This window comes from Paraburkholderia phosphatilytica, assembly GCF_003443895.1.
GTDB lineage: Bacteria > Pseudomonadota > Gammaproteobacteria > Burkholderiales > Burkholderiaceae > Paraburkholderia > Paraburkholderia phosphatilytica.
In genome coordinates, this window is sequence record NZ_QQOA01000014.1 from 66898 (window position 1) to 88202 (window position 21305).

The 21305-nt window shown below is 62.1% G+C and carries 15 protein-coding genes and 2 pseudogenes; 7 read left to right on the forward strand and 10 right to left on the reverse strand.

Annotated features, from left to right (window positions below):
* Nucleotides 1-649 precede the first annotated feature (649 nt).
* Nucleotides 650-1612 carry an amidohydrolase family protein gene (locus tag DVS29_RS16960; protein WP_118181625.1) on the reverse strand — a complete coding sequence of 321 codons (963 nt, stop codon included), beginning with the start codon at nucleotides 1610-1612 and terminating at the stop codon, nucleotides 650-652.
* A 189-nt stretch (nucleotides 1613-1801) separates the two neighbouring features.
* On the opposite strand from DVS29_RS16960, the gene DVS29_RS16965 reads away from it, so the two are divergent.
* Nucleotides 1802-2698 (forward strand): LysR family transcriptional regulator, encoded by an 897-nt coding sequence (locus DVS29_RS16965; RefSeq protein WP_118181626.1) that lies wholly within the window; start codon nucleotides 1802-1804, stop codon nucleotides 2696-2698.
* A 115-nt stretch (nucleotides 2699-2813) separates the two neighbouring features.
* Here the strand turns inward: DVS29_RS16965 and DVS29_RS16970 are convergent, their stop codons facing one another.
* Both DVS29_RS16970 and DVS29_RS16975 read right to left on the reverse strand, forming a co-directional pair.
* Nucleotides 2814-4568, reverse strand: coding sequence for an IlvD/Edd family dehydratase (locus DVS29_RS16970; protein WP_118181627.1), 1755 nt, complete (start codon nucleotides 4566-4568; stop codon nucleotides 2814-2816).
* Nucleotides 4569-4713: 145 nt separating this feature from the next.
* Nucleotides 4714-6021 (reverse strand): MFS transporter, encoded by a 1308-nt coding sequence (locus DVS29_RS16975; protein ID WP_118181628.1) that lies wholly within the window; start codon nucleotides 6019-6021, stop codon nucleotides 4714-4716.
* An 841-nt stretch (nucleotides 6022-6862) separates the two neighbouring features.
* Between DVS29_RS16975 and DVS29_RS37850 the strand changes: the two are divergent.
* Nucleotides 6863-7016 (forward strand): annotated as a pseudogene (locus tag DVS29_RS37850) (serine dehydratase); the annotation flags it as partial.
* 48 nt (nucleotides 7017-7064) lie between these two features.
* On the opposite strand, the gene DVS29_RS16980 reads toward DVS29_RS37850, so the two are convergent.
* Nucleotides 7065-7769: a tyrosine-type recombinase/integrase gene (locus DVS29_RS16980; RefSeq protein WP_338069332.1), complete on the reverse strand. Its 705-nt coding sequence runs from the start codon at nucleotides 7767-7769 to the stop codon at nucleotides 7065-7067.
* Nucleotides 7770-8068: 299 nt separating this feature from the next.
* On the opposite strand from DVS29_RS16980, the pseudogene DVS29_RS16985 reads away from it, so the two are divergent.
* A pseudogene (locus tag DVS29_RS16985) lies at nucleotides 8069-8422 on the forward strand (hypothetical protein); the annotation flags it as partial.
* Here DVS29_RS16985 and DVS29_RS36915 read toward each other — a convergent pair.
* The 3 genes from DVS29_RS36915 to DVS29_RS37340 all read right to left on the reverse strand — a co-directional run bounded on the left by DVS29_RS36915 (nucleotide 8370) and on the right by DVS29_RS37340 (nucleotide 9914).
* The gene (locus DVS29_RS36915) at nucleotides 8370-8699 is read right to left on the reverse strand and encodes a hypothetical protein (RefSeq protein WP_124800661.1); all 330 of its coding nucleotides are present in this window, start codon (nucleotides 8697-8699) and stop codon (nucleotides 8370-8372) included. The pseudogene DVS29_RS16985 and the gene DVS29_RS36915 sit on opposite strands and share 53 nt — an antisense overlap.
* Before the next feature lie 115 nt (nucleotides 8700-8814).
* Nucleotides 8815-9708, reverse strand: a complete 894-nt coding sequence (gene galU / locus DVS29_RS16990; RefSeq protein WP_118181710.1) for a UTP--glucose-1-phosphate uridylyltransferase GalU — start codon at nucleotides 9706-9708, stop codon at nucleotides 8815-8817.
* Nucleotides 9709-9770: 62 nt separating this feature from the next.
* Nucleotides 9771-9914, reverse strand: coding sequence for a hypothetical protein (locus DVS29_RS37340; RefSeq protein WP_164707936.1), 144 nt, complete (start codon nucleotides 9912-9914; stop codon nucleotides 9771-9773).
* 293 nt (nucleotides 9915-10207) lie between these two features.
* Between DVS29_RS37340 and DVS29_RS16995 the strand changes: the two genes are divergently transcribed.
* Entirely contained in the window at nucleotides 10208-11437 is a 1230-nt protein-coding gene (locus DVS29_RS16995; protein ID WP_118181630.1) for an acyltransferase family protein, read from the forward strand.
* A 169-nt stretch (nucleotides 11438-11606) separates the two neighbouring features.
* Here the strand turns inward: DVS29_RS16995 and DVS29_RS17000 are convergent, their stop codons facing one another.
* From DVS29_RS17000 to DVS29_RS17010, 3 genes are read right to left on the reverse strand one after another with little or no spacing between them, the layout of a single operon-like run.
* Entirely contained in the window at nucleotides 11607-14108 is a 2502-nt protein-coding gene (locus tag DVS29_RS17000) for a glycosyltransferase family 4 protein (RefSeq protein ID WP_118181631.1), read from the reverse strand.
* Complete coding sequence (locus tag DVS29_RS17005) at nucleotides 14105-15571, reverse strand: flippase (protein ID WP_118181632.1); 1467 nt, start codon at nucleotides 15569-15571, stop codon at nucleotides 14105-14107. The genes DVS29_RS17000 and DVS29_RS17005 overlap by 4 nt, the downstream gene beginning before the upstream one ends.
* A 47-nt stretch (nucleotides 15572-15618) precedes the next feature.
* Nucleotides 15619-17853, reverse strand: a complete 2235-nt coding sequence (locus DVS29_RS17010) for an NHL repeat-containing protein (RefSeq protein WP_118181711.1) — start codon at nucleotides 17851-17853, stop codon at nucleotides 15619-15621.
* Nucleotides 17854-18126: 273 nt separating this feature from the next.
* Between DVS29_RS17010 and DVS29_RS17015 the strand changes: the two genes are divergently transcribed.
* The 3 genes from DVS29_RS17015 to DVS29_RS17025 all read left to right on the forward strand — a co-directional run bounded on the left by DVS29_RS17015 (nucleotide 18127) and on the right by DVS29_RS17025 (nucleotide 21260).
* Nucleotides 18127-19191 carry an acyltransferase family protein gene (locus DVS29_RS17015; protein WP_118181633.1) on the forward strand — a complete coding sequence of 355 codons (1065 nt, stop codon included), beginning with the start codon at nucleotides 18127-18129 and terminating at the stop codon, nucleotides 19189-19191.
* 73 nt (nucleotides 19192-19264) lie between these two features.
* Nucleotides 19265-20308 (forward strand): GDP-mannose 4,6-dehydratase, encoded by a 1044-nt coding sequence (gmd, locus tag DVS29_RS17020; RefSeq protein WP_118181634.1) that lies wholly within the window; start codon nucleotides 19265-19267, stop codon nucleotides 20306-20308.
* Nucleotides 20295-21260, forward strand: a complete 966-nt coding sequence (locus DVS29_RS17025) for a GDP-mannose 4,6-dehydratase (protein WP_118181635.1) — start codon at nucleotides 20295-20297, stop codon at nucleotides 21258-21260. Before gmd ends, DVS29_RS17025 begins: the two co-directional genes overlap by 14 nt.
* The last annotated feature ends 45 nt before the right edge of the window (nucleotides 21261-21305 follow it).

The following is a 21305-nucleotide window of genomic DNA, read 5'->3' on the forward strand; positions in this document are numbered from 1 at the left end:
TCGCCGGCTTTCACTATAGGAGCGGAATCGTTGCGGCTGCAAGTCGATCCTGCCCGCAAAGCCAACGAGCCCGTCCGCGCCGTTCAATATATGGACTCGCATGTCGTCTCGCACGCATGATACCCAGAGCACTGACGGCAAGCCCAAACGCGCGCGGGAGAGCCGACGGCGATAGCTGGCGCGATGCGTGTCCAGTGTCATTGCCGTTTCCGGGACGGGTTCCGGCAGTCGCATTGGCACCGAACGCGACGGCGGGCCCAGGTATCGCGCCGCGCTCCTGGCTATCGATTGCGTGGATGTCAGGCTTTGTGCCGGTGCTCGCTTGCCCTTCAAGCGACGCGCTGCCCAAGGCGCGTCCAGCGAAGCGTTCAAACCCGACCCAGACCATGCTGCGCCTTAGGTCGGCCATGCGTAGCGATGCCGGACGTGACGCCGCTTGTCCCAGAACGAGTCGGCGCGTATTCAGGCTGTCGATATCCAAATCCCCGGAGAGCGCGAACACTTCATGTGACGCCGTCGATCACCTTCTCCTCTGCGGCACACCGATCGAGCCACCGCCATGTTGATAACCAGTCCGGCGATATGAGATGTGCAGACGAAAGGTCCATCGATTTTCTGTCCACCCAGACTTTACGGCTGCCCCCAACACTTACTCGAACTGATAAAGAGCTGCCGGGTTGTCGACCAATACTCGTGTCCTGATCGACTCGTCAGGAATAATGACTCTCAAAAGGTCTGCTAACAACGCGTCGTCGGGTATCTGGTTGCGTGGCTGCTCCGTCGGGTGCGGCCAGTCACTTCCCCACAGCACGCGTTCAGGGGCTGTCGCCGCATATGCGGACGCGACTTTCACGCTGTCGGAATAGGTGGGCGGCCCGACGCGGGTATCCATGTAAAAACCTGTCAGTTTCACGTAGGCTTTGCCTGCCCTGAGTAAGTCAGTCACCATTTCGAATACCGGATGATGCAACGGGTCTGGCTGTGGTGCATGCGCAAGGTGATCGAAAACCACCGGGCAGGGCAACTCAGACCATGTCTCTTTTGCGCCCAGAAGAAATGCTGCGGGCGCATTGACCTGCACGTGCCAGCCCATCGGTGCGATACGCTGCGCGAGGGGTTTGACCATATCCAGTGTTGTCGTGCCCGGAGGGGCCAAGTTGAAGCGGATGCCGCGAACACCACCTCTATGCAGTTCATCTAACTGCTCTCGAGTGATGTTCGTGTTGACGACCGCCACGCCCCGCGCCCGCCCCTTGAACTGTGCGATCGAGGCGAGTAACAAGCGGTTATCGATACCGTAACTGGACGGCTGTATGATGACGTTGCGGCTTGTGCCGATGCGTTTCTGTAGCAGCCGGTAATCGTCAACCGTTGCATTTCCCGGCTTCAGCGTCGCCTCGGGTGCCCAAGGATAGCTATGATCGTAAATATGATGATGACAGTCGGTTGCATTGGCCGGCATTGTCAGGCGCGTCCGTTCCGTCCCAGTTGACCACACGACACCTTGGGCAGGTGCCTGCGCACATCCGGCAAGGCCGAATCCATCACTTGATGCAACCAATACGCCTAATGCTTTGACAGTAGTTCGCCGCTTCTTGTCAAACATCATCATGTTCGTCTCCTTTGCGATTCTGTTCACCAGTCACCCTTCGGTGGTTCTTCGTGGGCTCGGCAAGTATCGCAATCCAAGAGGTGCTCGAACCAGCAGGAATCTGCCTTCACACGCAAATGTTTTTTCGTTTGCTGGATACACGCGAAGCTGAAGTTTCGGATGCAACACACCAGAGCGTAAAAATTGACTATGGACATTCGTTACGTGCAGAGTTTCGTCGCGGTGGTAGAAAGCGGCTCAATTGCCGAAGCCGCGCGACGCCTTGGCCTAACTGCCACCGCAGTCGCGGCACGGATTCGGTCGCTAGAGGAATCGCTCGGTACGTCGCTCATCCAGCGCTCGGGTCGCTACGTCAGACCCACAGCGGAGGGAATGAAGGTTCTCGACAGCGCGCAGGCACTCCTGCGAGCCGTGCGGGACATGGAGGCGATAGCGCAAGATGGTCAAACACAGATTGGCGAACTGCGAGTTGGTGTGTTCGTCTCCGCGATGGTCAGCGTGTTGCCGTCGGTGCTACAGCGCGTTTATGCCAACTATCCCGATGTGAAGGTGTTCGTCGAGCCCGGGAGCTCCGTCGAACTTTGTCGAAAGGTGGCTTCGAACGAACTGGACGTTGCGATCGTAGTGGAGCCCCAGTTTGCGATGCCGAAGACATGCGAGTGGCAACCGCTTACAGAGGAACCACTTGTCGTCGTCGCTCACGAGTCGATGGCGGGGCGGGATGCTCACGAGGTTTTGCGAAACGAGCCATTCATTCGTTATGCTCGCTCGGTTCTCGGCGGTCAGCTCGCAGACCGATACCTACGCGATCACGATATCCATACCCGTTCGAGACTGGAAATTGACGGCCTGCTTGCCATCGCGACCCTTGTAGACAAGGGGCTTGGCGTTTCCCTCTTGCCGGATTGGCCGTCAATGTGGACTAGTGGACTGGCGATCACTCGGATACGCCTTCCTGAGCGCGCGCCAGTTCGTCGCATCGGCCTGATCATGTCGCGTCATACTCCGCGTTTTGCGCTGGTCGAGGTCTTCGCTCGTGAGGCTGTTGGTTTGTGCAATCGTTCTCGAAACGATTTTCTGCCGTGACCGCATTACTCAAGGCATGAATCACGTGTGTGATCGCCCTCGAAAAAGCAGCCACCAATTAAAAAAGCGCCCCGCGACGGGGCGCACCAAAGTTGGTACCTGTCGTTACTTTTTACTACGACTTCGACGATTCGTCCTTCTGCAGACTCGCTGCACGCAAGAAATCAAAGTCGACGCCCTCGTCTGCTTGCGTGACTGTCTGCAAGAAGAGCTTGCGATAACCGCGCTCGGCTGTGGGTCGCGCAACAGGCAATTCCTTTGCGCGCTTCCGTATGTCTTCATCGGAAACCAGCAGCGCGATCTCGCGGCGAGATACGCTCAGGCGGATACGGTCGCCATTGCGCACGTATGCGAGCGGCCCGCCAATCGCTGCTTCAGGGGTCACGTGTAGCACGACGGTTCCGAAAGCGGTGCCGCTCATGCGTCCATCCGAGATCCGCACCATATCTTTTACCCCAGTTCGCGCGAGCTTGCGTGGGATCGGGATGTACCCCGCTTCCGGCATACCGGGAGCGCCGACGGGACCGATGTTTTTCAGCACCAGAACATCGTCCGCGTGGACATCGAGCGCTTCATCGTCGATCCGGTTGATGAGATCCTCGACATTCTCGAACACGACGGCACGCCCCTCGTGTTCCATCAGTGCGGGATCGGCAGCGGACTGTTTGATGATCGCCCCTGCGGGAGCAAGGTTGCCCCGGAGCACGGCAAGTCCGCCCTGTGGATAGATCGGGTTCGAGAACGATCGAACGACATCCTGGCTAAAGCCCGCGCCTCTTGCTTCGATCTCTTCTCCGAGGGTACGGCCGGTGACAGTCAGAGCATCCAGATGCAATAGAGGCTTCAACTCGCGAAGCAAGGTGACAACGCCACCCGCCTTGTGAAAATCCTCCATGTAATGCTGTCCGGTCGGCTTGAGATCGAGCAGCACCGGTGTTTCCTTGCCCATGCGATCGAGCATGTCCAGGTCGATCTTGTTGCCCAACCGGCCTGCAACGGCCGCCAGATGAACGATGGCGTTCGTCGATCCGCCGATGGCAAGCAGCACACGCATCGCGTTCTCGAAGGCCTTTGGCGTGAGAATTTTATCGATGGTGAGGCGTTCGCTCGCAATCTTGACCGCGACAGTTCCGGTCTGTTCGGCGACCCGGATCCGGTCGGACGTGACTGCAGGCGGCGTCGCTCCACCGGGCACCGTCATGCCCAACGCTTCGGCGATGCAAGCCATCGTGCTGGCAGTGCCCATCACGGAGCATGTTCCAACGCTGGCGACAAGCTGGTTGTTGATGTCGGCAATCTCTTGCTCGTCGATCTCATTCGCACGGAACTTTCCCCAGTACCGTCGGCAGTCAGTACATGCTCCGACCCGTTCGCTGCGATGCGACCCGGTAAGCATCGAGCCGGTGACAAGCTGAATGGCCGGAATTCCGGCAGATGCTGCACCCATGAGTTGGGCCGGAACTGTCTTGTCACATCCGCCGATCAGAACAACGGCATCCATCGGTTGCGCGCGAATCATTTCTTCGGTGTCCATCGACATCAGATTGCGCAGGTACATTGATGTCGGTGACGAGAAGCTTTCGTGAACAGAGATAGTGGGAAAGTCGACCGGAAGGCCACCCGCCAGCATGATGCCACGTTTTACGGCCTCGACCAGCTGCGGCATGTTACCGTGGCAGGCATTAAAGCCGCTACCAGTGTTCACGATGCCAATGACGGGACGATCCAGCGCCTGATCCGTGTATCCCGCGCCCTTGATGAACGCCTTGCGAAGGAAAAGCGAGAATCCCTGATCGCCGTATGACGTCAATCCACGCTTCATGCCGGTCGCTTCGACGGGTTTCTGGGGGGCATCTTTCTTGTCAGCCATGACTTTCTCCAAATTAATCAGCGCACGCAGTGAGGCGCTACGTGGTGTACTACGCGTGTAATCTGCAACGTTTCAACGAGTCGACCCGAAGAAGTGCGTCAATCATGAATGGCGGAAGCAGTCCTCTCGAGACTCTCCTCGAACCTCATCGGTTGACGACGCGGGCGGGAAGGAAAACTAAAATCAGAATCGCAGAAAGGGTCAGGCAGCCAGCCACCAAGTAGAGGCCGGACGTCAGCGAATGCGTCTCGGTTTTGAGCCATCCCATCACGGAAGGACTCACAAAGCCAGCAAGATTGCCTGTCGAATTGATCAGCGCAATGCCAGCGGCCGCGCCAGTGCCGCCGAGAAACGAGGTCGGAAGAGCCCAAAACATCGGTAGCGCAGAGATAATTCCTGCTGCCGCGAGGGACAAACCGATCATCGAAGGAATCAGCTGATTGCCACTGAGCGCACAGATACAGAATCCAAGGGCGGCTACGAAGGCTGGCACGCTAACGTGCCACCTGCGCTCCCGGGTTTGATCTGCATGGCGGCCAACCAGAATCATGGCAACAAGCGCACAGGTATAGGGGATCACAGTGAGCAGGCCCACCATGAACGGGTCGTTGACGCCAGAGCTTTTGATGATCGTCGGTTGCCAGAATCCCAGCGCATACGATCCCATGATGATGCCGAACAGGATCAGACAAAGCAGCCACACCCACCGGGAAGTGAACGCCGCCTTGACCGATCCGTGCGTGCGCTTTGCTGCGTCGCCATTTATCTCGCGCGCAATGTTGGACTTTTCCTGATCGCTGAGCCATTTTGCGTCCTGCACCCGATCGTCGAGAAAGAGATAGACAACTACACCGAGGACGATGGCGGGCAACGCCTCAATGATGAAGAGCCACTGCCATCCAGCATACCCGGCGGTTCCGTTGAACGCGTGCATGATGTAACCAGACAGGGGGCCACCAATCATGCCCGACACAGGATTGCCCGCTGTGAGGACAGCCATCATCTTCCCCCGACGGTGCGATGAAAACCAGTAAGTGAGGTAAAGGATCATGCCAGGGTAAAACCCGGCTTCGGCAACGCCTAGAAGAAATCGAACGACATAGAACGTCGCGGGTGTAGTCACCCAGGCAGTCACGAGCGAAAGGATCGCCCATGTCACCATGATGCGGGCAATCCATCGACGGGCGCCTACACGATGCAGCAGCAAATTGCTGGGAATCTCGAAGAAGAAGTAGCCGACGAAGAAGAGGCCTGCGCCGAGTCCGTAGACAGCGTCGCTGAAGTGCAAATCGTTGAGCATCTGCAGCTTTGCGAATCCGACATTCACCCGGTCAAGGTAGGCGACGACGTAACAGACGAACAACAAAGGCATGAAGCGCCATGCTGCCCGGCGGAAGGTCGCATCCGCGGTCGCGCGTTCAGCGTCCACCGGTAAGGCGGGATGTGACGACATGGATTGTCTCCTTTCATTTGTCCATTCATGCCAGCAGACATGGGGATCATTGCGTGCTGCCTCTCATTCGCGGAGGCGCTTCGTAGTGGCGGTCACGGTTCGTTCGCCGGGCTACAAACAACCGTTTCCGGTGTTGACGTGGGGAATATTGCAAGAGTCCGGAACAGGGAAAAAGGTGGAAACGGAACGTTGAGAACGAAAAAAAACTTTGGTTTCCACCTCACGCAAAGGGCACGTCCGTTCGATTGTCTGCTCGAAAGGGCTCGATGACGCCGTCGCGGACTACCCACGCGGAAAGATGCCTAGCCACATAAGTTTGTTGAGCAGTTTCCCAGCGAACCGTTGTGCGACGCTTACCATCGCATCGTGATTAGCACGTGATCCGATCGTGACTTTGCGCAGATGGTTCCCGAAACAAAGCTCACGGCTGAGGTGCACCCGAGGTGCGATACATCAATCACGCAGCGCTCAAGCACCAAGTCTTTGTCGGCGACCCGTGCGGCCGATACGTCTGCTCCGAAAAACTGCAACGTGGCCCTCATCAGGACCGTGCGTGAAATGAAGAAATTCGTCCTACCATGCCGGAAAGCCCCTACAGTTGACGACTACCTCCCGGCAAGATGGATGACACGGACGCAGAAGCGTAAGACGACACAACGCGACACGGTCAGAAAAAGCAGGTGCATGTGTCAACCGCCGGGGTTGAAGCGGCTTGTCCTTTCCCCAACGCGCTGCGTTGATTCGGCGGCAGTTTGCAGGTCGCTCGCGCCAGGCGAGTGTTCTGGAGTGACGTAATCGGACTGCGCTGTCGGCCCCCAAGAAGCCGCCGATCGGTTCGGTTCGTCTGGATCGCGTCCAGCGAAGCAACCGAGTGCTTTCCTCTTCAGGCAAACATGCCCAAGGGATTGTGCTGTCCGCCAAGATTCTCGATATTCCGGCGACCGTCGTGATGCCCACACGAAGTGCCTGCGGCCAAAATCGCCGCGACGAAGGGTTGCCGCCCGTAGGGGACGTCGTTCAAGCTCGCGGATGAAAGTCGGTAGCTATTCCCAAGGCAGCGCAGGATGATGTTTGACCTGTGAGCGCTTCTTCGACCTCGGCAACACAAATTGCAGATGATCAACGTACCGCGCGGGATTCGCGCCGATACGATGACCCAGCACAGTTTCGGCATCGAGGATGGCCTTGATGTGGCCTCGCACCCGACTCGCCGTCTCAGCTTTTTTTGTCCAGATCGGCTGGAGAATCCGCACGACCATCGCCGTGTCCATGTCGCGGACCCGGACATCACCGATCACCGGATATGCACACGTTTTGAGTGTGTTACCCCACTGCTGGACATGTTTGCGATTTCGCCATTGAGTCTCGTGCACGCGGATAAACGCTTCAGTTGCTTCACGGAACGTCACATTGGCATCCGGCGAAATGTCGAGCAGCTGCCTTCGCTGCTGCTCACTCCGCGCAAGGATGGGATCGATCAGGTCTCTGACCATGTCACGGTACCCGGCGGCCAGCTTCAGCTCCTCGCCCAGCGAGACCCGCGAGAGCGGACCAAGACCCATCTCCCGCATGCGACCGTTCAGTTTGAACCGGAACACCCATGAACGCGCACCACTATCCGCGATCTGCATGTGGAGGCCGTCGCCATCCGCGTGATGACCCGGCGCTACTTCTTTCGCGACCCGCGGAGCGCTGAGCCCTTGCCACTGTCGTCCAGTCGTGTCGCCCTCCCTACCACAAACCCACATAGCTACCCATACTTCGTGAGGAAATTGTGCGGGGCATCAACGGCAGTCGCAAGCACGTCGTTATCCATAAACCGCTTTAAAATCCGCGACCTAGCAGACATCAACGGAAGAGATCGGAAGATCCATTGGGCGGAAGGCCTATCCGTCAACCGTCGGCCTCGAGCGGACCGTGAGCCAAACCATGCCCCCACACATCAATTGCGGGATGCGGGTAAATCGCGGGTAAAAATCGACGATTTCACTCTGCAATTAGCCATTAAGCCCCATCCCGAATAGCTTTTCACAATCCCGAGTTCGTTCTGAACAACAACTATCACCTCGTGCATCATGACTTGCCGTCGGTGCCGTGGTTTGCGTTGCGGGGCATTTACGAAGCGTCACGCGGGCAATATATCGAACGCTCGGGAGGCTTTCTGGTGAAGGGGTTCAGTGAATGGATGAAGCTGTATTCATTCACACAGGTAGCCCATCCTGTTCCGAAGTATTCGTCCGCTCACGTCCGCAAAATTCCGCTTACTTTCCGCCCGCCTGAGATCTGGGCGATACCCGGGCCTGGCAGAACCATCCTGCGCGAAATGCGCCACCTTTCTCAACGGGAGACTACGGGCTCACCTGCCGAAGCGGACGATATCGTTCACCATCGTACGCGGTAGTGGTCGTGTACCCATCCCTCTTCCGCATCTTCATGAAGAACAATACCGGTGACACCTCAGGGTCTCCACCACAGGCATCCGTATGATTTTCGCGCACGCGAATCAACCAGTAGCTCCCCTTGTCGGCCGTGTCGAAATACAGGCATTCGGTATTGTCTTTTGACAGCGAGTATTTCTGTGTAATGCCAGCAGCACGGACGGCCGCATCGTCCGCTGTGGATACGCGCCCACTGGCCCATGCCACGTTGCATGCGAGCAGCGCGAATATGATGAGCATGCGCTGCATCATTTCGTCCCCTTTGTGCTGTCGTACTGGTGTTGGCATTGCTGTGGAGAGGTTGGCTGACCGCCAAACAGCGGGCGGCCCGGATCTCACCCCGTACCCCCCCAACTCAAGCCGCAGCCGCCACAAACGGCGGCTGCAGACACGACTGCAGATACTCCTCGAATTCCTGCCTGACCTCCGGATGGCGCAGCGCGAATTCGACAGTCGCCTTCAGATAACCCAGCTTGCTACCGCAGTCGAACCGCGTGCCGTGATAGCGATACGCGAGCACCTGCTCTTCGCTCAGCATCGACTGCAGCGCGTCGGTCAGTTGCAGTTCGCCGCCCGCGCCCGGCTTCAGCGCGCGGATATGACGGAAGATCGTCGGCATCAGCACGTAGCGGCCCACCACGCCGAGGTTCGACGGCGCGACGTCCGGCGCCGGCTTCTCGACGATGCCCGACATCTTGATCACGTCCTCTTCCCACTCGCGGCCGTCCACCACGCCATAAGAACGGCTGTCTTCGCGCGCGATCGTCTCCACGCCCACCACCGAGCTGTGATAGTGGTTGAAGGTATCCACAAGCTGCTTCATCACCGGCGTCTTGCTGTACAGCAGGTCGTCCGCAAGGATCACCGCGAACGGACTTTCGCCCACCAGCTTCTCCGCGCACATCACCGCATGACCGAGACCGAGCGCTTCAGCCTGGCGCACATAGAAGCAGTCGACGTGCGAAGGCTTGATCGAGCGCACCAGCTCGAGCAGCTTCTGCTTGCCGCGCGCTTCGAGTTCCGCTTCGATCTCGTACGACTTGTCGAAGTGATCTTCGATTGCGCGCTTGCTGCGGCCCGTCACGAAGATCATCTCCGTGATGCCGGCCGCGATCGCTTCTTCCACCGCGTACTGGATCAGCGGCTTGTCGACGACGGGCAGCATCTCCTTCGGGCTGGCCTTGGTGGCGGGCAGGAATCGTGTTCCGAGTCCAGCCACGGGAAACACGGCTTTGGTGACTTTGAGCATGCTGGGCATCCCCCATCGATAGTTGATCTGCTTGTTGCCTGCGACGTCGCGGAACGACAGGTCTATTCGGGCTCGTCAACCGGCGGCAACTTGCCCGAGGTGGTCCAGAAGCGTCTGATCGGTTCGTTACGCAGCGCTTCGCGATAAGCCGACACAGCGGCAAGAATCAGCAGCACGGCAATGCCGGCAAGCACATGCAGGTTCATGGCGGTAGCCCCCGAAACAGATGAATGCGGGACTCAAGCTAACACGAAAAAATAGACAAAAAATTCACGCTGCCTTTTCATCAAGCTTCATCGGATTCATTCAGTCGTTCAAAAAATTCATTACCCTGAATCACGCTTTATTTTTAGCTATTTTTCGCGCTTTTTTTAAAGCGCCACGGCACTACGATGTGCATGGAAGGCTGCGCGCCCGCGCATACGGTACACGCCGGGCTCCAGGCCTTCACACCACGCTTCGCCCTTCCCGCCGAACCGACCTCAACCGGGACCCCAGCATGAGCGACCCAGCACTCGACGCTACCAGCTCCCCCCTGCGCCTGCAGCCCGCTGTACGCGGCGTCGAAAGCCGCGCTGCCACGACCGCGACCGCGACCGCGGACAAGGAATACCTGATCGATGCGCTGCGCGGCTTCGCGGCGCTCCTCGTCGCGTACTTCCATTGCCGCCAGGTGGTGTGGATCGGCATCGAGCATCTGCATCGGCTGAGCGGCCAGCCGCTCAGCCTCGACACCGTCGTCGCGTGGCTGACGCTGCCCATCGCCTGGGGCTCGGCGGGCGTGCCGATCTTCTTCGTGATCAGCGGCTACTGCATTCATCGCGGCGCGGCGCAGAAACTCGCCGCCAACCCGGCGTGGCGGCTCGATGTCGGCAACTTCTGGGCGCGGCGCTTCGCGCGCATCTATCCGGTGCTGTTCGCCGCACTGCTCGTCACGTTCGCGCTCGATTCGATCAGCCTGCAGCTGCCCCCGGTCAACCACAAGATCCGCGAGCTCGGACTGCACGCGTTCCTGGTCAACCTGTTCTCGCTGCAAGGCATCGCGGGCAAGACCTACGGCTCGAACGGCGCGCTCTGGACGCTCGCGCTCGAAGTGCAGTTCTACGCGGTCTATCCGCTGGTATTCGCGCTGCGCCGGCGCATCGGCATGCGCGCGGTGGTGGCGCTCGTCGCGCTCGTCAATCTCGCGTCCGCGTGGGTGCTGGAACACCACGACGTGCAGGCCTTCCCGTCGTACTGGCTGTCGTGGATGCTCGGCGCGTGGATCGCCGAGGCCGGCGTGCAACGTGCACGCGCACAGGCCACGCTCGAACCGTCGCGCGGCTGGTACGCCGCCGGCGCGGCGCTGCTGACGCTCGGCTGCGTCGCGTTCCATTTCGGCCAGTACGGCGCGTTCCAGCTCTGGTCGATCGGCTTCGCGTGCTGCCTGCACGCCGCCCTCGGACGCCGCCGCGCGCGCCCGCGCCAGCCCGCGGCGCCGCTGCGCATCCTGTCGCGGTGCGGCGATTTCAGCTACTCGCTGTACCTGATTCATTTGCCGTTCTTCGTGCTGCTCGAGTCGCTGTTCTTCCGCTCGAGCCTGCAACTGTCCATCTGGCCGTCGTTCGCGTTCATGCTGGCGGTGTTGCCGCTCGCCTGGCTGTTCTACCGCGTCGTGGAGGTGCCTGCGATGCAATGGTCGGCGAGTCTTAAACCGCGCGCAACTGGCGCTGCGGGTAAATCGGCCTAGGGATTGTCCTTTTATGCATTAAGGATTTCCCTGGACCTGAATTCGAATTATTTTAAAAGTACGGATGATGTATTTTCTTATCTAATTTCATTGGCAATTTCTTATCTAATCTTTCCCGCCCGATGGAACCAGCCCGCACTCGCGGCTGATTCCATCGCAACAAGCTTTGTCACTGGCCGCTTCGGCTCGCCACGTCGTTCAGGATCCGTTCGACGCCTTCCACATAGTGCCGCGTGCCGAAGCGGCGGCGCGCGGTCTGCAGCCCGTTGCCGCTCAGGCGCTCGCGCAGGCCCGCATCCGCTTGCAGTCTCGCCAGCGCATCAGCCAGCGCCCGCGCATCGCCGGGCGGGCACAGCAGCCCGTTCACCTCGTGCTCGACGATCTCCAGCACGCCGCCGTCGCGCGCCGCCACGACCGGCCGGCCCGCCAGCATGCCTTCCACGATCACGCGGCCGAACGGCTCCGCGGTGATCGACGTATGCGCGACCACGTCCACGGCGCGCATGCAGGCCGCCACGTCGCGCTGAAAACCGAGGAAATGCACGCGGTCGGCAATGCCATGCGATTCGGCATAGGTGCGCAGCTCGGCGGCCCACGCGTCCTCGCCGAACAGCGGCGCGCCGACCAGCACCGCGTGCATCCGCGGATCGAGCGTCATCGCTTCCAGCAGCACGTGCTGACCCTTCCAGCGCGCGATCCGGCTGAACGAACCGACCAGCCACGCGTCCTGCGGCAGCCCCTGCAGATCGCGCAGCACGGCCTGCGGCACGTCGCGCAGCGCGTCGAACGGCACGTCGTCGATACCGTTGAAGACGACGTCGATGCGCGCCGCGTCGAAGTGGGTCAGCGACGCGAACGCCTCAGCGGACGCCTGTGAATTCGCGATCACGTGCGTGATGCCAAGCTTCGCGCACCACTTGATCACGGTACGCTGCGTGCGGCCGAAATGCGCCGGGCTCACGATGTCGCGCAGGTGCCAGACCACCGGCTTCCGCGCAAGCTTGCCGGCCAGCGCGCCGATCACCATCGCGCGCTGCGTGTTCGCGTAGATCACGCCGGTATCGCGCGCACGCCGCGCGGTCTCGCGCACCAGCGCCGCCACGTTGCCGAGCACACGCGGCTTCGGCATGCCATGACCCTGCTTGCGCACGTCGCGCAATCCGTCCGCCGCCAGCACGTCGACGGGCACGCCCGCCGTATCGAGCGCCATCCGGAACGGGCCATCTTCCAGCAGCAGCACTTCGATCCGGTCGCGCAACGCCTTCACGATTTCGAGCAGCGACAGTTCCGCGCCGCCAAGCACGCCGCTCTGATCGACCGCAAGCACGCGCGGCGCTTTCGCGGGCGGCCGCGCTTTCGTCACGCTCGCGGGCGGTTGCGGGTCCGGCGGCGGCCCCATGCCGTCGAGCGCGGGCACGGCCGCGCGCACGAGCGCCACGAAGCGCTCGCGAAAGTGCGCGGTCGAAAAACGTTCGGCGTTCGCGCGGCAATCGGCGGGCAGGAACAGGTTCGCGTTCTCGTCGAACACTTCGACCGCCGCCTGGATCGACGCGGCGCTCTGCTCGTCGAAGAACATGCCGGTCGGTTTCGGGTCCATCAGGTCGCGCACCGTTTCAAGCGCGCCGCCCTTGCCGAATGCGATCACCGGTGTGCCGCAGGCCTGCGCTTCCACCACTGAAATGCCGAAATCCTCTTCCGCCGCGAACACGAATGCCTTCGCGCGACGCATCCGGTCACGCAACACCTCGAACGGCTGATAGCCCATGATCTCGACGTTCGGCGCGGCCTTCGCGCGGATCTTCCGCATGTCCGGCCCATCGCCGATCACGACGAGCCTGCGCTCCGGCATCTGTGCGAACGCTTCGACGATCAGGTCGATCTTCTTGTACGGCACCATTCGCGAAGCGGTCAGATAGAAGTCGTCCTTCTCCGTGTTCAGCGTGAACGCGTCCACGTCGACGGGCGGGAAGATCACCTGTGCGCCTCGTTGATACACCTTGTGGATGCGCCGCGCGATGAAGCCCGAGTTCGCGACGAACTGGTCGACGGAGTTCGCCGTGCGGATATCCCAGTTGCGGATGTAGTGGAGAATCAGCCGCGCGAGTGCGGACTTCGGCCCGCTCGTCAGCTTCGATTCGTTCAGGTACTGGTGCTGCAGATCCCACGCGTAGCGGATCGGCGAATGCACATAGCTGATGTGAATCTGGTCCGGTCCCGTCAGCACGCCTTTCGCCACCGCGTGGCTGCTGGAGATCACCACGTCGTACGCGGACACGTCGAGCTGCTCGATCGCGAGCGGCATCAGCGGCAGATACGCGCGGTACTTCGTGCGCGCGAGCGGCAGCTTCTGGATGAACGACGTCTTCACCGGCTTGCCGCGCAGAAACGTGCGGTCGTCGAGAAAATCGACCAGCGCGAACAGGTCCGCATCCGGAAAGCACGCGACGATCTGCTCGAGCACGCGCTCCGCGCCAGCATAGGTGACGAGCCAGTCGTGCACGATCGCGACCCGCACGTTGCGGCCGGTGCGCTGGGTGCGCTGCATACGCTGCGCGGCCGCGACATTGCGCTCGGTGGCAGCGGCAGCTCCATTGCCAGCAGCCTCCGCGGATTGCGCGCGCGCGAGCGGCGCCGGTTGGAGAACGGGGTCCTGCAACAGTTCGTGGCTCATGCGCTTCTCCTCGGATTCAGCCGCAACAGCAGCGAGCGCGCCAGTTCGCGCAGCGCGGGCGTCGTCGACACCGACCAGCCGACGTTCGCGCTGGCCATCAGTACGCCCGCGACAGCCGCCATTGCCGGTGTCGGAACGAGGCTCGCGAGGTACAGGCTCGCGGCCAGAAAAACGAGATGCGGCAGCATGTCGAGCACGATCGGCCGCATCTGGATGCGCGTCAGCCAGAGCAGCGCGACGTAGTCGAACAGCGCGCGCGCGACGACCGCCAGCGCGGCGCCCGTCAGTCCGAAGTGACGGATGCCGAACCACAACAGCACGGCGAACACCGGCAGCTCGACGAGGCCGACGCGTGCCGCGGCCGCGGGATTGTTCTGCGACTGGATCAGGATGCGGGTGACGCTCGCCTGTCCGACGAGCCACACGCCGATCACCAGAATGCGGCCCACCGGCGCGGCTTCGTCCGCGATGGCATTGCCGACCCACAGGCGCAGGAACGGCTCGAGCGCGATCGTCGCGACCAGCGCGACCGGCGTGAACGCCGCGTTGAGGAATTCGAGCGACTGCCGCGCGAGTTCGTCGGCGCGCTCGCGCCGCACCGCGGAGAGCCGCGGAAACAGCGTGCGCACCAGCGCGTTCGGCACGATGTTCAGCCGCGTGACGAGGTTCTGCGGCACCGTGTAGTACGTAACGAAGCGCGCGCCGAGACTCGTGCCGAGCAGTACGCGGTCGAGCGAATCGGCCACCATGCCCGTCACGCTCGCCACCAGCATCCAGCCGCCGAACGTGAACAGCGCTTTCGACGTGCCAACGCGCGGCGGCCGCATACCGTGGATATCCAGCACACGCAGCGCCGAGCGGCCCAGCAGGATCGCGGCGGCCAGACGCGCTACCACCGCGCCGGCAATCACGTTCTGCAGGTTCGGCGCGATCAGCCAGCCCGCCGCGAGCGGCAACAGCTGGAACAGGAAGGTGCCGATGGTCTGGTTGGTGTTGTAGATGCCGAAGCGCTCGGCGCCGTTGATCGCGCCCGCGAACACCCACGACACGTTCGCGATCGGAATCGCGACCGCGAGCCACGGCAGCGCCATGTACACCTCGTGCAGCAGCTCCGGCGACACATGCGTGAAATACGCGGTGTAGAGAAACGTGCCGAAGTAGATCAGCAATCCGCCGATCACGCCCGTGCCGAGATTCACCCAGAATGCGCTCCAGAACACGTCCGCGCATTCGTCCGCGTCGTTCGATGCGCGCGCTTTCGAAATGTGGTTCTGCGCGGCCATGCTCATGCCGAGATCGAGCACGCTGAAATAGCCGATCAGCGTCCACACGAGCGCGATCACGCCGTAACGCTCCACGCCGAGCAGATGGATATACGACGGCACGGTGACGAGCGACACGAAGGTCGGCAGTACGAGCCCGAAGAAATTGATCGCGACGTTCCTGAGGATGCCTTTGTCCATCGGAGTCCTTCAGTTTTCCTGATTAATAGGATGCACCAGGCGGCGCACTAAGCGGGCTTCCATCGATACATCGTCACCTTGCCGCGGGCATCTTCCTCGACGAACACGAGGTACTCGCCATCGGCACGTTTGAATGCGGTCACGCCGAACGGCACGTCCACCCAGCCCGACGCACGTCCCACTTCCGGACCGGGACGGATCACGCCCACTTCCCGGCCGCTGTCGCGGTCGTACACGTGCACCGCGCCCACCGGTTCGACCACGAACAGGTACTTGCCCGCCACCGCGAGGCCGGCTGCCGTGGCAATCGGTTGTGTTCTGGTCTCCCAGGGAAGCACGATCGTGTAGCGCGGCTGCGCCTTGCCGCTCGACCAGCGGTCGTAGCGCACCAGCACGCGGCCCGCTTCCTTCCAGAACGCGCGGTCCGGCGGCGCATCGGCGGTGTAGCCCGTCACGTAGAGCGAATCGGTGTCGGGTTCGTAGATCGCGCGGCGCAGCTCGGTGAACGGCGGCGGCATCGGGTACACGGTCAGGTCCGAATACGCGTAGACCGGATTGCCCTTCGCATCGAGACCCCCGAAGCGAAAGCGGTCGATGCCCTTCGTGTCGCGCGTGCGCCAGATGTCGCCGTTCGTATCGACCCACCAGCCCCAGCCGCCCGCGAGCTTCGCGCCCGTGGTGTTCGGCTCGAACTCGTCGGCATCGAAGCGGCCATCGCCGTTGCGGTCGCGCCAGATCCAGTCGCCGCCCGGCGGCGCATTCGGAATGCCCGCCACGTCTTTCGCGCGACCGGCGATGAAGCCCGACGGAATCGCGATCTCGCCGTCGCGCTGCGGATCGAAGCGGTAGATCTTCAGATGGTCCGCATACATGTCCATCAGGTAGAGGAACGTGCGGTCCTTCAGCTTGCGGACGATCGGCAGGCCGGGCCACTGGTCGGTGTGGAAGACCGGATCGTCGGGATAGCGGAAGCGGTTGGACAGAAAACCCGCGTAGGTCCAGTCGTCGCCCGCGGGCTTCGACAGATCGAGTTCGAAGCGCTTGTTGCCCGTATAGACGCTATCGGGATGCGACGGATCGATCCACGCGCCGTCGACGAACAGCAGCCCCTGCAACTGCCATAGCTGCCTGCCGTCCGGCGCATAGCTTTCGAGCGTCGCGCCGAGGCCCGCGCCGATCGGGCCGTTCTTGCCGTTCGCGCGGTCGGGCGGCCCGATGCCATTGGTCGACACGTAGACGTTGCCGCGCGCATCCACCGCGACGCCCGTGAGTCCGTTGAAGCGTTGCGGACCGGGCCGGCCCGCGACGCCCGCGAAGATGCCGCCGCGTTCGCCGAGCGTCGCGCTCTGCCGGTAGCGCCCGCCGTCCTTCGTGTAGATCAGGATCTGCTGACGCGGGCCGTTGTCCGCAATCAGCAACCGGCCGTGCGGATCGACTGCGATATCCACGGCGACGGTGTCGTCGGGCAATGCAGGTGCGTCGTCGAGCGGCTGACCCGAAGCGGTGTAGTGCGCGAGGCGTGGCGTCCTGCCGCCGCGCGTATCCGTCAGCGCCCACAGCGAGCCGTCGCCGGCCAGTGCGAGACGTCCGGGCGCCGGCGCATCCCAGCCGGTCTTCTGCAGCATCGAGCCGGCGTCATACACTTCGATGCGGTCGCGCGTCGTGTTGCTCGCGTAGAGCGTCGCATCGTTCGCGGCGAGTCCGCCGATCTCGGCGCTCGTATCCGTCGTCGCATCCACGCTCGCGACCGACGGTACCGGTACGTCGTTGATCTTCAGGAAGCTCGCGGCGAACTGCGCATGTGGGTCCGCGGGTTTCGGCAGCGGCTCGAACGGCGCATCGCGTTTCGGGTCGGCGATCTCGCGGCGCGTGATGCCGTACCACTGGCGCCCCTTCTCCGGCCACACGCCGGCCGCTACCAGATGGCCCTTCTCGTTGCCGACCGAGACGGCCGCGAACATATAGCGATGGTTGAGCGCGATCGCGTTGCCGCCGCTGTTGCCCCAGCCGTGCGTGCCGCCCGCGAAGCCGAGCACCTTGCCGTTCTGGTACATGCTGATTTCCGCGCCGCTTTCATCCCACGGCGCGTTCGTATAGACCTTGCCGTCCGGCGACACCGCGATCGCGGTGATATTGATCTGCACCCACGACCCATCGCCATAGCCGTATGTATTGCCGATCCACGACGTTTTCGCGGCGAGCTGCGTTTCTTCCGCATGCGCGCGATCGCCAGTCACGCTGTTCAGCGCGACAAGCGATGCACAGGCGAAAGCGGCCGTCATGAACAGGCGGCGCGGCACGCGCAAGGTGAATGGCAACAAGGGCTCCCTCCGGCGAGGACGAGAGCCCACAGTACGTTGAAAAATCGCCGCGGCGAAAATCGAAATTAATTCAAAAATATTCGGCGTTTCATGGGGTTTTCAAAAAAACCGTCGAAAAAATCGCGCGATTTACATCGACGCAATTTCGGTTTTTTTAGCGATTTTCTTTTCCCTAGAATCGCTTCGTGTCCGTCGCGCGACGGTCTCCGCCTCCCGCACTCTGATGGATGGTTCATGACTGCCAGCACCTTGTCCGACCCGCCGTCCCACACCCGTCGAATTGTGCAGCTCGACGGGTTGCGCGCGATCGCGGTGCTCGCGGTGTTCGCGCAGCACGCGCTGAAGGCGCCGCTGTGGATGGGCGTCGATCTGTTCTTCGTGTTGAGCGGCTTTCTGATCACCGGCATCCTGCTCGACCGCAAAGCGCGGCAGGTGCCCTATTTCAGCTATTTCTACGCACGCCGCGCGCGCCGCATCCTGCCGCCGTACGTGCTGCTGATGATCGTATCGTCGCTGCTGTTCGGCCTCAGCTGGGCGAAATACTGGCCGTGGTACACGTTCTTCGCGACCAACATCGGCGATGCGCTCGGCCAGAGCGGACACGACAGCCTCAACGTGCTGTGGTCGCTCGCGGTGGAGGAGCAGTTCTACATCGTCTGGCCGTTCGTCGTGCTGCTCGTCCCGGAACGCACGCTCGGCTTCGTCGCTGCCGCGCTGGTTGTTGTGGTGCCGCTGCTGCGCGCGGTGGCGACGCCCTGGTTCGATACGTTCTGGCCGATCTACTACCTGACGCCGTTCCGCATGGACCTGCTGGCCGCAGGCGCGCTACTGGCCGTTGCGACGCGGCGCAATCCAGCCGTGCTCGAACGCGTGAAGCCTTTTGCGTTCGCGGGTCTGCTCGCGGCGTTCGCCTTGCTCGCGTGGCTGCATCTGCATTTCCCGCGCTTTCGCGCCGAGAACACGCTGCTCTCGAATGCGACGCTCTACAGCATCTCGCTCGTGCTGTGCACGTCGATCGTCGTGATCGCGCTTCAATCGAACGGCATCGTGAAGCGCGTGCTGAGCACGCCCGTGCTCGTCTATATCGGCACCGTGAGCTACACGATCTACCTGATTCATCTGACCGTGCTCTACGCGATCTGGCCGCTGAACGAAGGCCGTTACGCGAGCGCGGTACTCGCGCTCGCGATCACGCTGGCTTATGCGAGCGTGAGCTGGTTTGCGTTCGAGCGGCGCCTGATCCACGGCTCGGCGCATGCGGTGCGCGACGATTCGCGCACCGCCGCCAGAGTGTCCTGATACGCATGGCCCCGCGCATTGTCATTCATTGTCCGCGGAATTCTTTTGTCTTCGATACAGGGATCGACATTCAATGAGCAACCAGCGCAAGGCGATCATCACCGGCGTGTCCGGACAGGACGGTGCCTACCTCACTGAACTGCTGCTCCAGAAGGGCTATCGCGTGACGGGCACGTATCGCCGCACCAGCTCCGTGAATTTCTGGCGCATGGAAGAGCTCGGCGTGCTGCAGAATCCGAATCTGGAACTGCTCGAGCACGACCTGACCGATCTCGGCTCCACGCTGCGTCTGCTCGAACGCACCGACGCCGACGAGCTGTACAACCTCGCTGCGCAAAGCTTCGTCGGCGTGTCGTTCGATCAACCTGCCACGACCGCCGAAGTCACCGGCATCGGTGCGCTGAATCTGCTCGAAGGCATCCGCATCGTCAATCCGCGCACGCGCTACTACCAGGCGTCGACCTCCGAGATGTTCGGCAAGGTGCAGGCCGTGCCGCAATGCGAGAGCACCCCGTTCTATCCGCGCAGCCCGTATGGCGTCGCGAAGCTGTTCGCGCACTGGAGCACGATCAATTACCGCGAGTCATACGGCATCTTCGCGTCGAGCGGCATTCTCTTCAATCACGAATCGCCGTTGCGCGGCCGCGAGTTCGTCACCCGCAAGATCACCGACACGGTCGCCAAGATCAAGCTCGGCAAGACCGGCGTGCTCGAACTCGGCAATCTGGATGCGAAGCGCGACTGGGGCTTTGCGCGCGAATACGTGGAAGGCATGTGGCGGATGCTGCAGGCGTCCGAGCCCGATACCTACGTGCTCGCGACGAACCGCACGGAGACCGTGCGCGATTTCGTGCGGATGGCGTTCGCCGCGGCCGGCTACCAGCTCGAATGGTCGGGCAAGGACGAGCGCGAGACCGGCGTCGACATCGCGACCGGGCGTGAACTGGTGCGCGTGAATCCGAAGTTCTATCGCCCGGCGGAGGTCGATCTGCTGATCGGCTGCGCGGACAAGGCGCACACGCAACTCGGCTGGACGCCGCACACCACGCTCGAGCAGCTGTGCCAGATGATGGTCGAGGCCGATATCGCACGCAACCAGCACCATGACACGTTCTGAGCGCGCAAGCCGGCGCGCGCTGGTCACAGGTGTAGCGGGCTTCACCGGCCGGCACATGGCCGCGCGTCTGATCGATGCCGGCTACGAGGTGTGGGGCACCGTGATGCCGTCGCGCGGCGGCGTGATGGGTAGCGATCCCGAGCGCCTGCTGCACCATGCCGCGATGCCCGAGGTCGTGCAGGTGAGCGTCGATCTGCTGGACAGCGACGGGCTCGCGCGCGTCGCCGCGCAGATCCGCCCCGACGTGGTCGTGCATCTGGCGGGTGTCGCGCACGTGATGAACGGCGACGTGGCGAACACGCATCTCGTCAACGTGATCGGCACGCGCAACCTGCTGGCCGCGCTCGATAGCGTCGGCGCGCCGCCGCATGCGGTGCTACTGGCCAGCAGCGCGAACGTGTACGGCAACGTGGACGTCGACGCGATCGACGAACGCATCGCGCCGCAGCCCGCCAACGACTACGCGGTCAGCAAGCTGTCGATGGAGTACACGGCGAAGCTGTGGAGCGCGCGGCTGCCAGTCGTGATCGCGCGTCCGTTCAACTACACCGGCGTGGGCCAGAGCGAAGCGTATCTGCTGCCGAAAATCGTCGGCCATTTTGCGCGGCGCGAACGCAGCATCTCGCTCGGCAATACCAACGTGAGCCGCGACTTCTCGGACGTACGCGATGTCGTCGCGGCGTATGCACGGCTGCTCGAAATCGCGCCCGCCGGCGACACGTTCAACATCTGTTCGGGCGTCGGCCACTCGCTCGCGGACGTGCTCGACATGCTCGCGCGCATCGCCGGCTACGAGATCGACGTGCAGGTGGACCCGCGCTTCGTGCGGACCAACGACGTGCAGCGCCTGGTCGGTTCGAACGCGAAACTGCGGTGCGCGGTGGGCGGCCATCGCGTGACGCCGCTCGAAGCCACGCTGCGCTGGATGTACGACGCGGTCCGCTCACGTTGACTCGTGCAACAGGGCGGCGCGTCGCGCCGCCCTCCTTCGCTGCGG

Coding starts and splice junctions, on each gene's coding strand:
- gmd (WP_118181634.1), top strand. CDS start 19,265: ATGAGCAACCAGCGCAAGGCGATCATCACCGGCGTGTCCGGACAGGAC.
- DVS29_RS37340 (WP_164707936.1), bottom strand. CDS start 9,914: ATGAACCTGCATGTGCTTGCCGGCATTGCCGTGCTGCTGATTCTTGCC.
- DVS29_RS16975 (WP_118181628.1), bottom strand. CDS start 6,021: ATGTCGTCACATCCCGCCTTACCGGTGGACGCTGAACGCGCGACCGCG.
- DVS29_RS16970 (WP_118181627.1), bottom strand. CDS start 4,568: ATGGCTGACAAGAAAGATGCCCCCCAGAAACCCGTCGAAGCGACCGGC.
- DVS29_RS17010 (WP_118181711.1), bottom strand. CDS start 17,853: ATGACGGCCGCTTTCGCCTGTGCATCGCTTGTCGCGCTGAACAGCGTG.
- DVS29_RS16995 (WP_118181630.1), top strand. CDS start 10,208: ATGAGCGACCCAGCACTCGACGCTACCAGCTCCCCCCTGCGCCTGCAG.
- DVS29_RS16960 (WP_118181625.1), bottom strand. CDS start 1,612: ATGATGATGTTTGACAAGAAGCGGCGAACTACTGTCAAAGCATTAGGC.
- DVS29_RS17000 (WP_118181631.1), bottom strand. CDS start 14,108: ATGAGCCACGAACTGTTGCAGGACCCCGTTCTCCAACCGGCGCCGCTC.
- galU (WP_118181710.1), bottom strand. CDS start 9,708: ATGCTCAAAGTCACCAAAGCCGTGTTTCCCGTGGCTGGACTCGGAACA.
- DVS29_RS17005 (WP_118181632.1), bottom strand. CDS start 15,571: ATGGACAAAGGCATCCTCAGGAACGTCGCGATCAATTTCTTCGGGCTC.
- DVS29_RS16965 (WP_118181626.1), top strand. CDS start 1,802: ATGGACATTCGTTACGTGCAGAGTTTCGTCGCGGTGGTAGAAAGCGGC.
- DVS29_RS17025 (WP_118181635.1), top strand. CDS start 20,295: ATGACACGTTCTGAGCGCGCAAGCCGGCGCGCGCTGGTCACAGGTGTA.
- DVS29_RS36915 (WP_124800661.1), bottom strand. CDS start 8,699: ATGCTCATCATATTCGCGCTGCTCGCATGCAACGTGGCATGGGCCAGT.
- DVS29_RS17015 (WP_118181633.1), top strand. CDS start 18,127: ATGACTGCCAGCACCTTGTCCGACCCGCCGTCCCACACCCGTCGAATT.
- DVS29_RS16980 (WP_338069332.1), bottom strand. CDS start 7,769: ATGTGGGTTTGTGGTAGGGAGGGCGACACGACTGGACGACAGTGGCAA.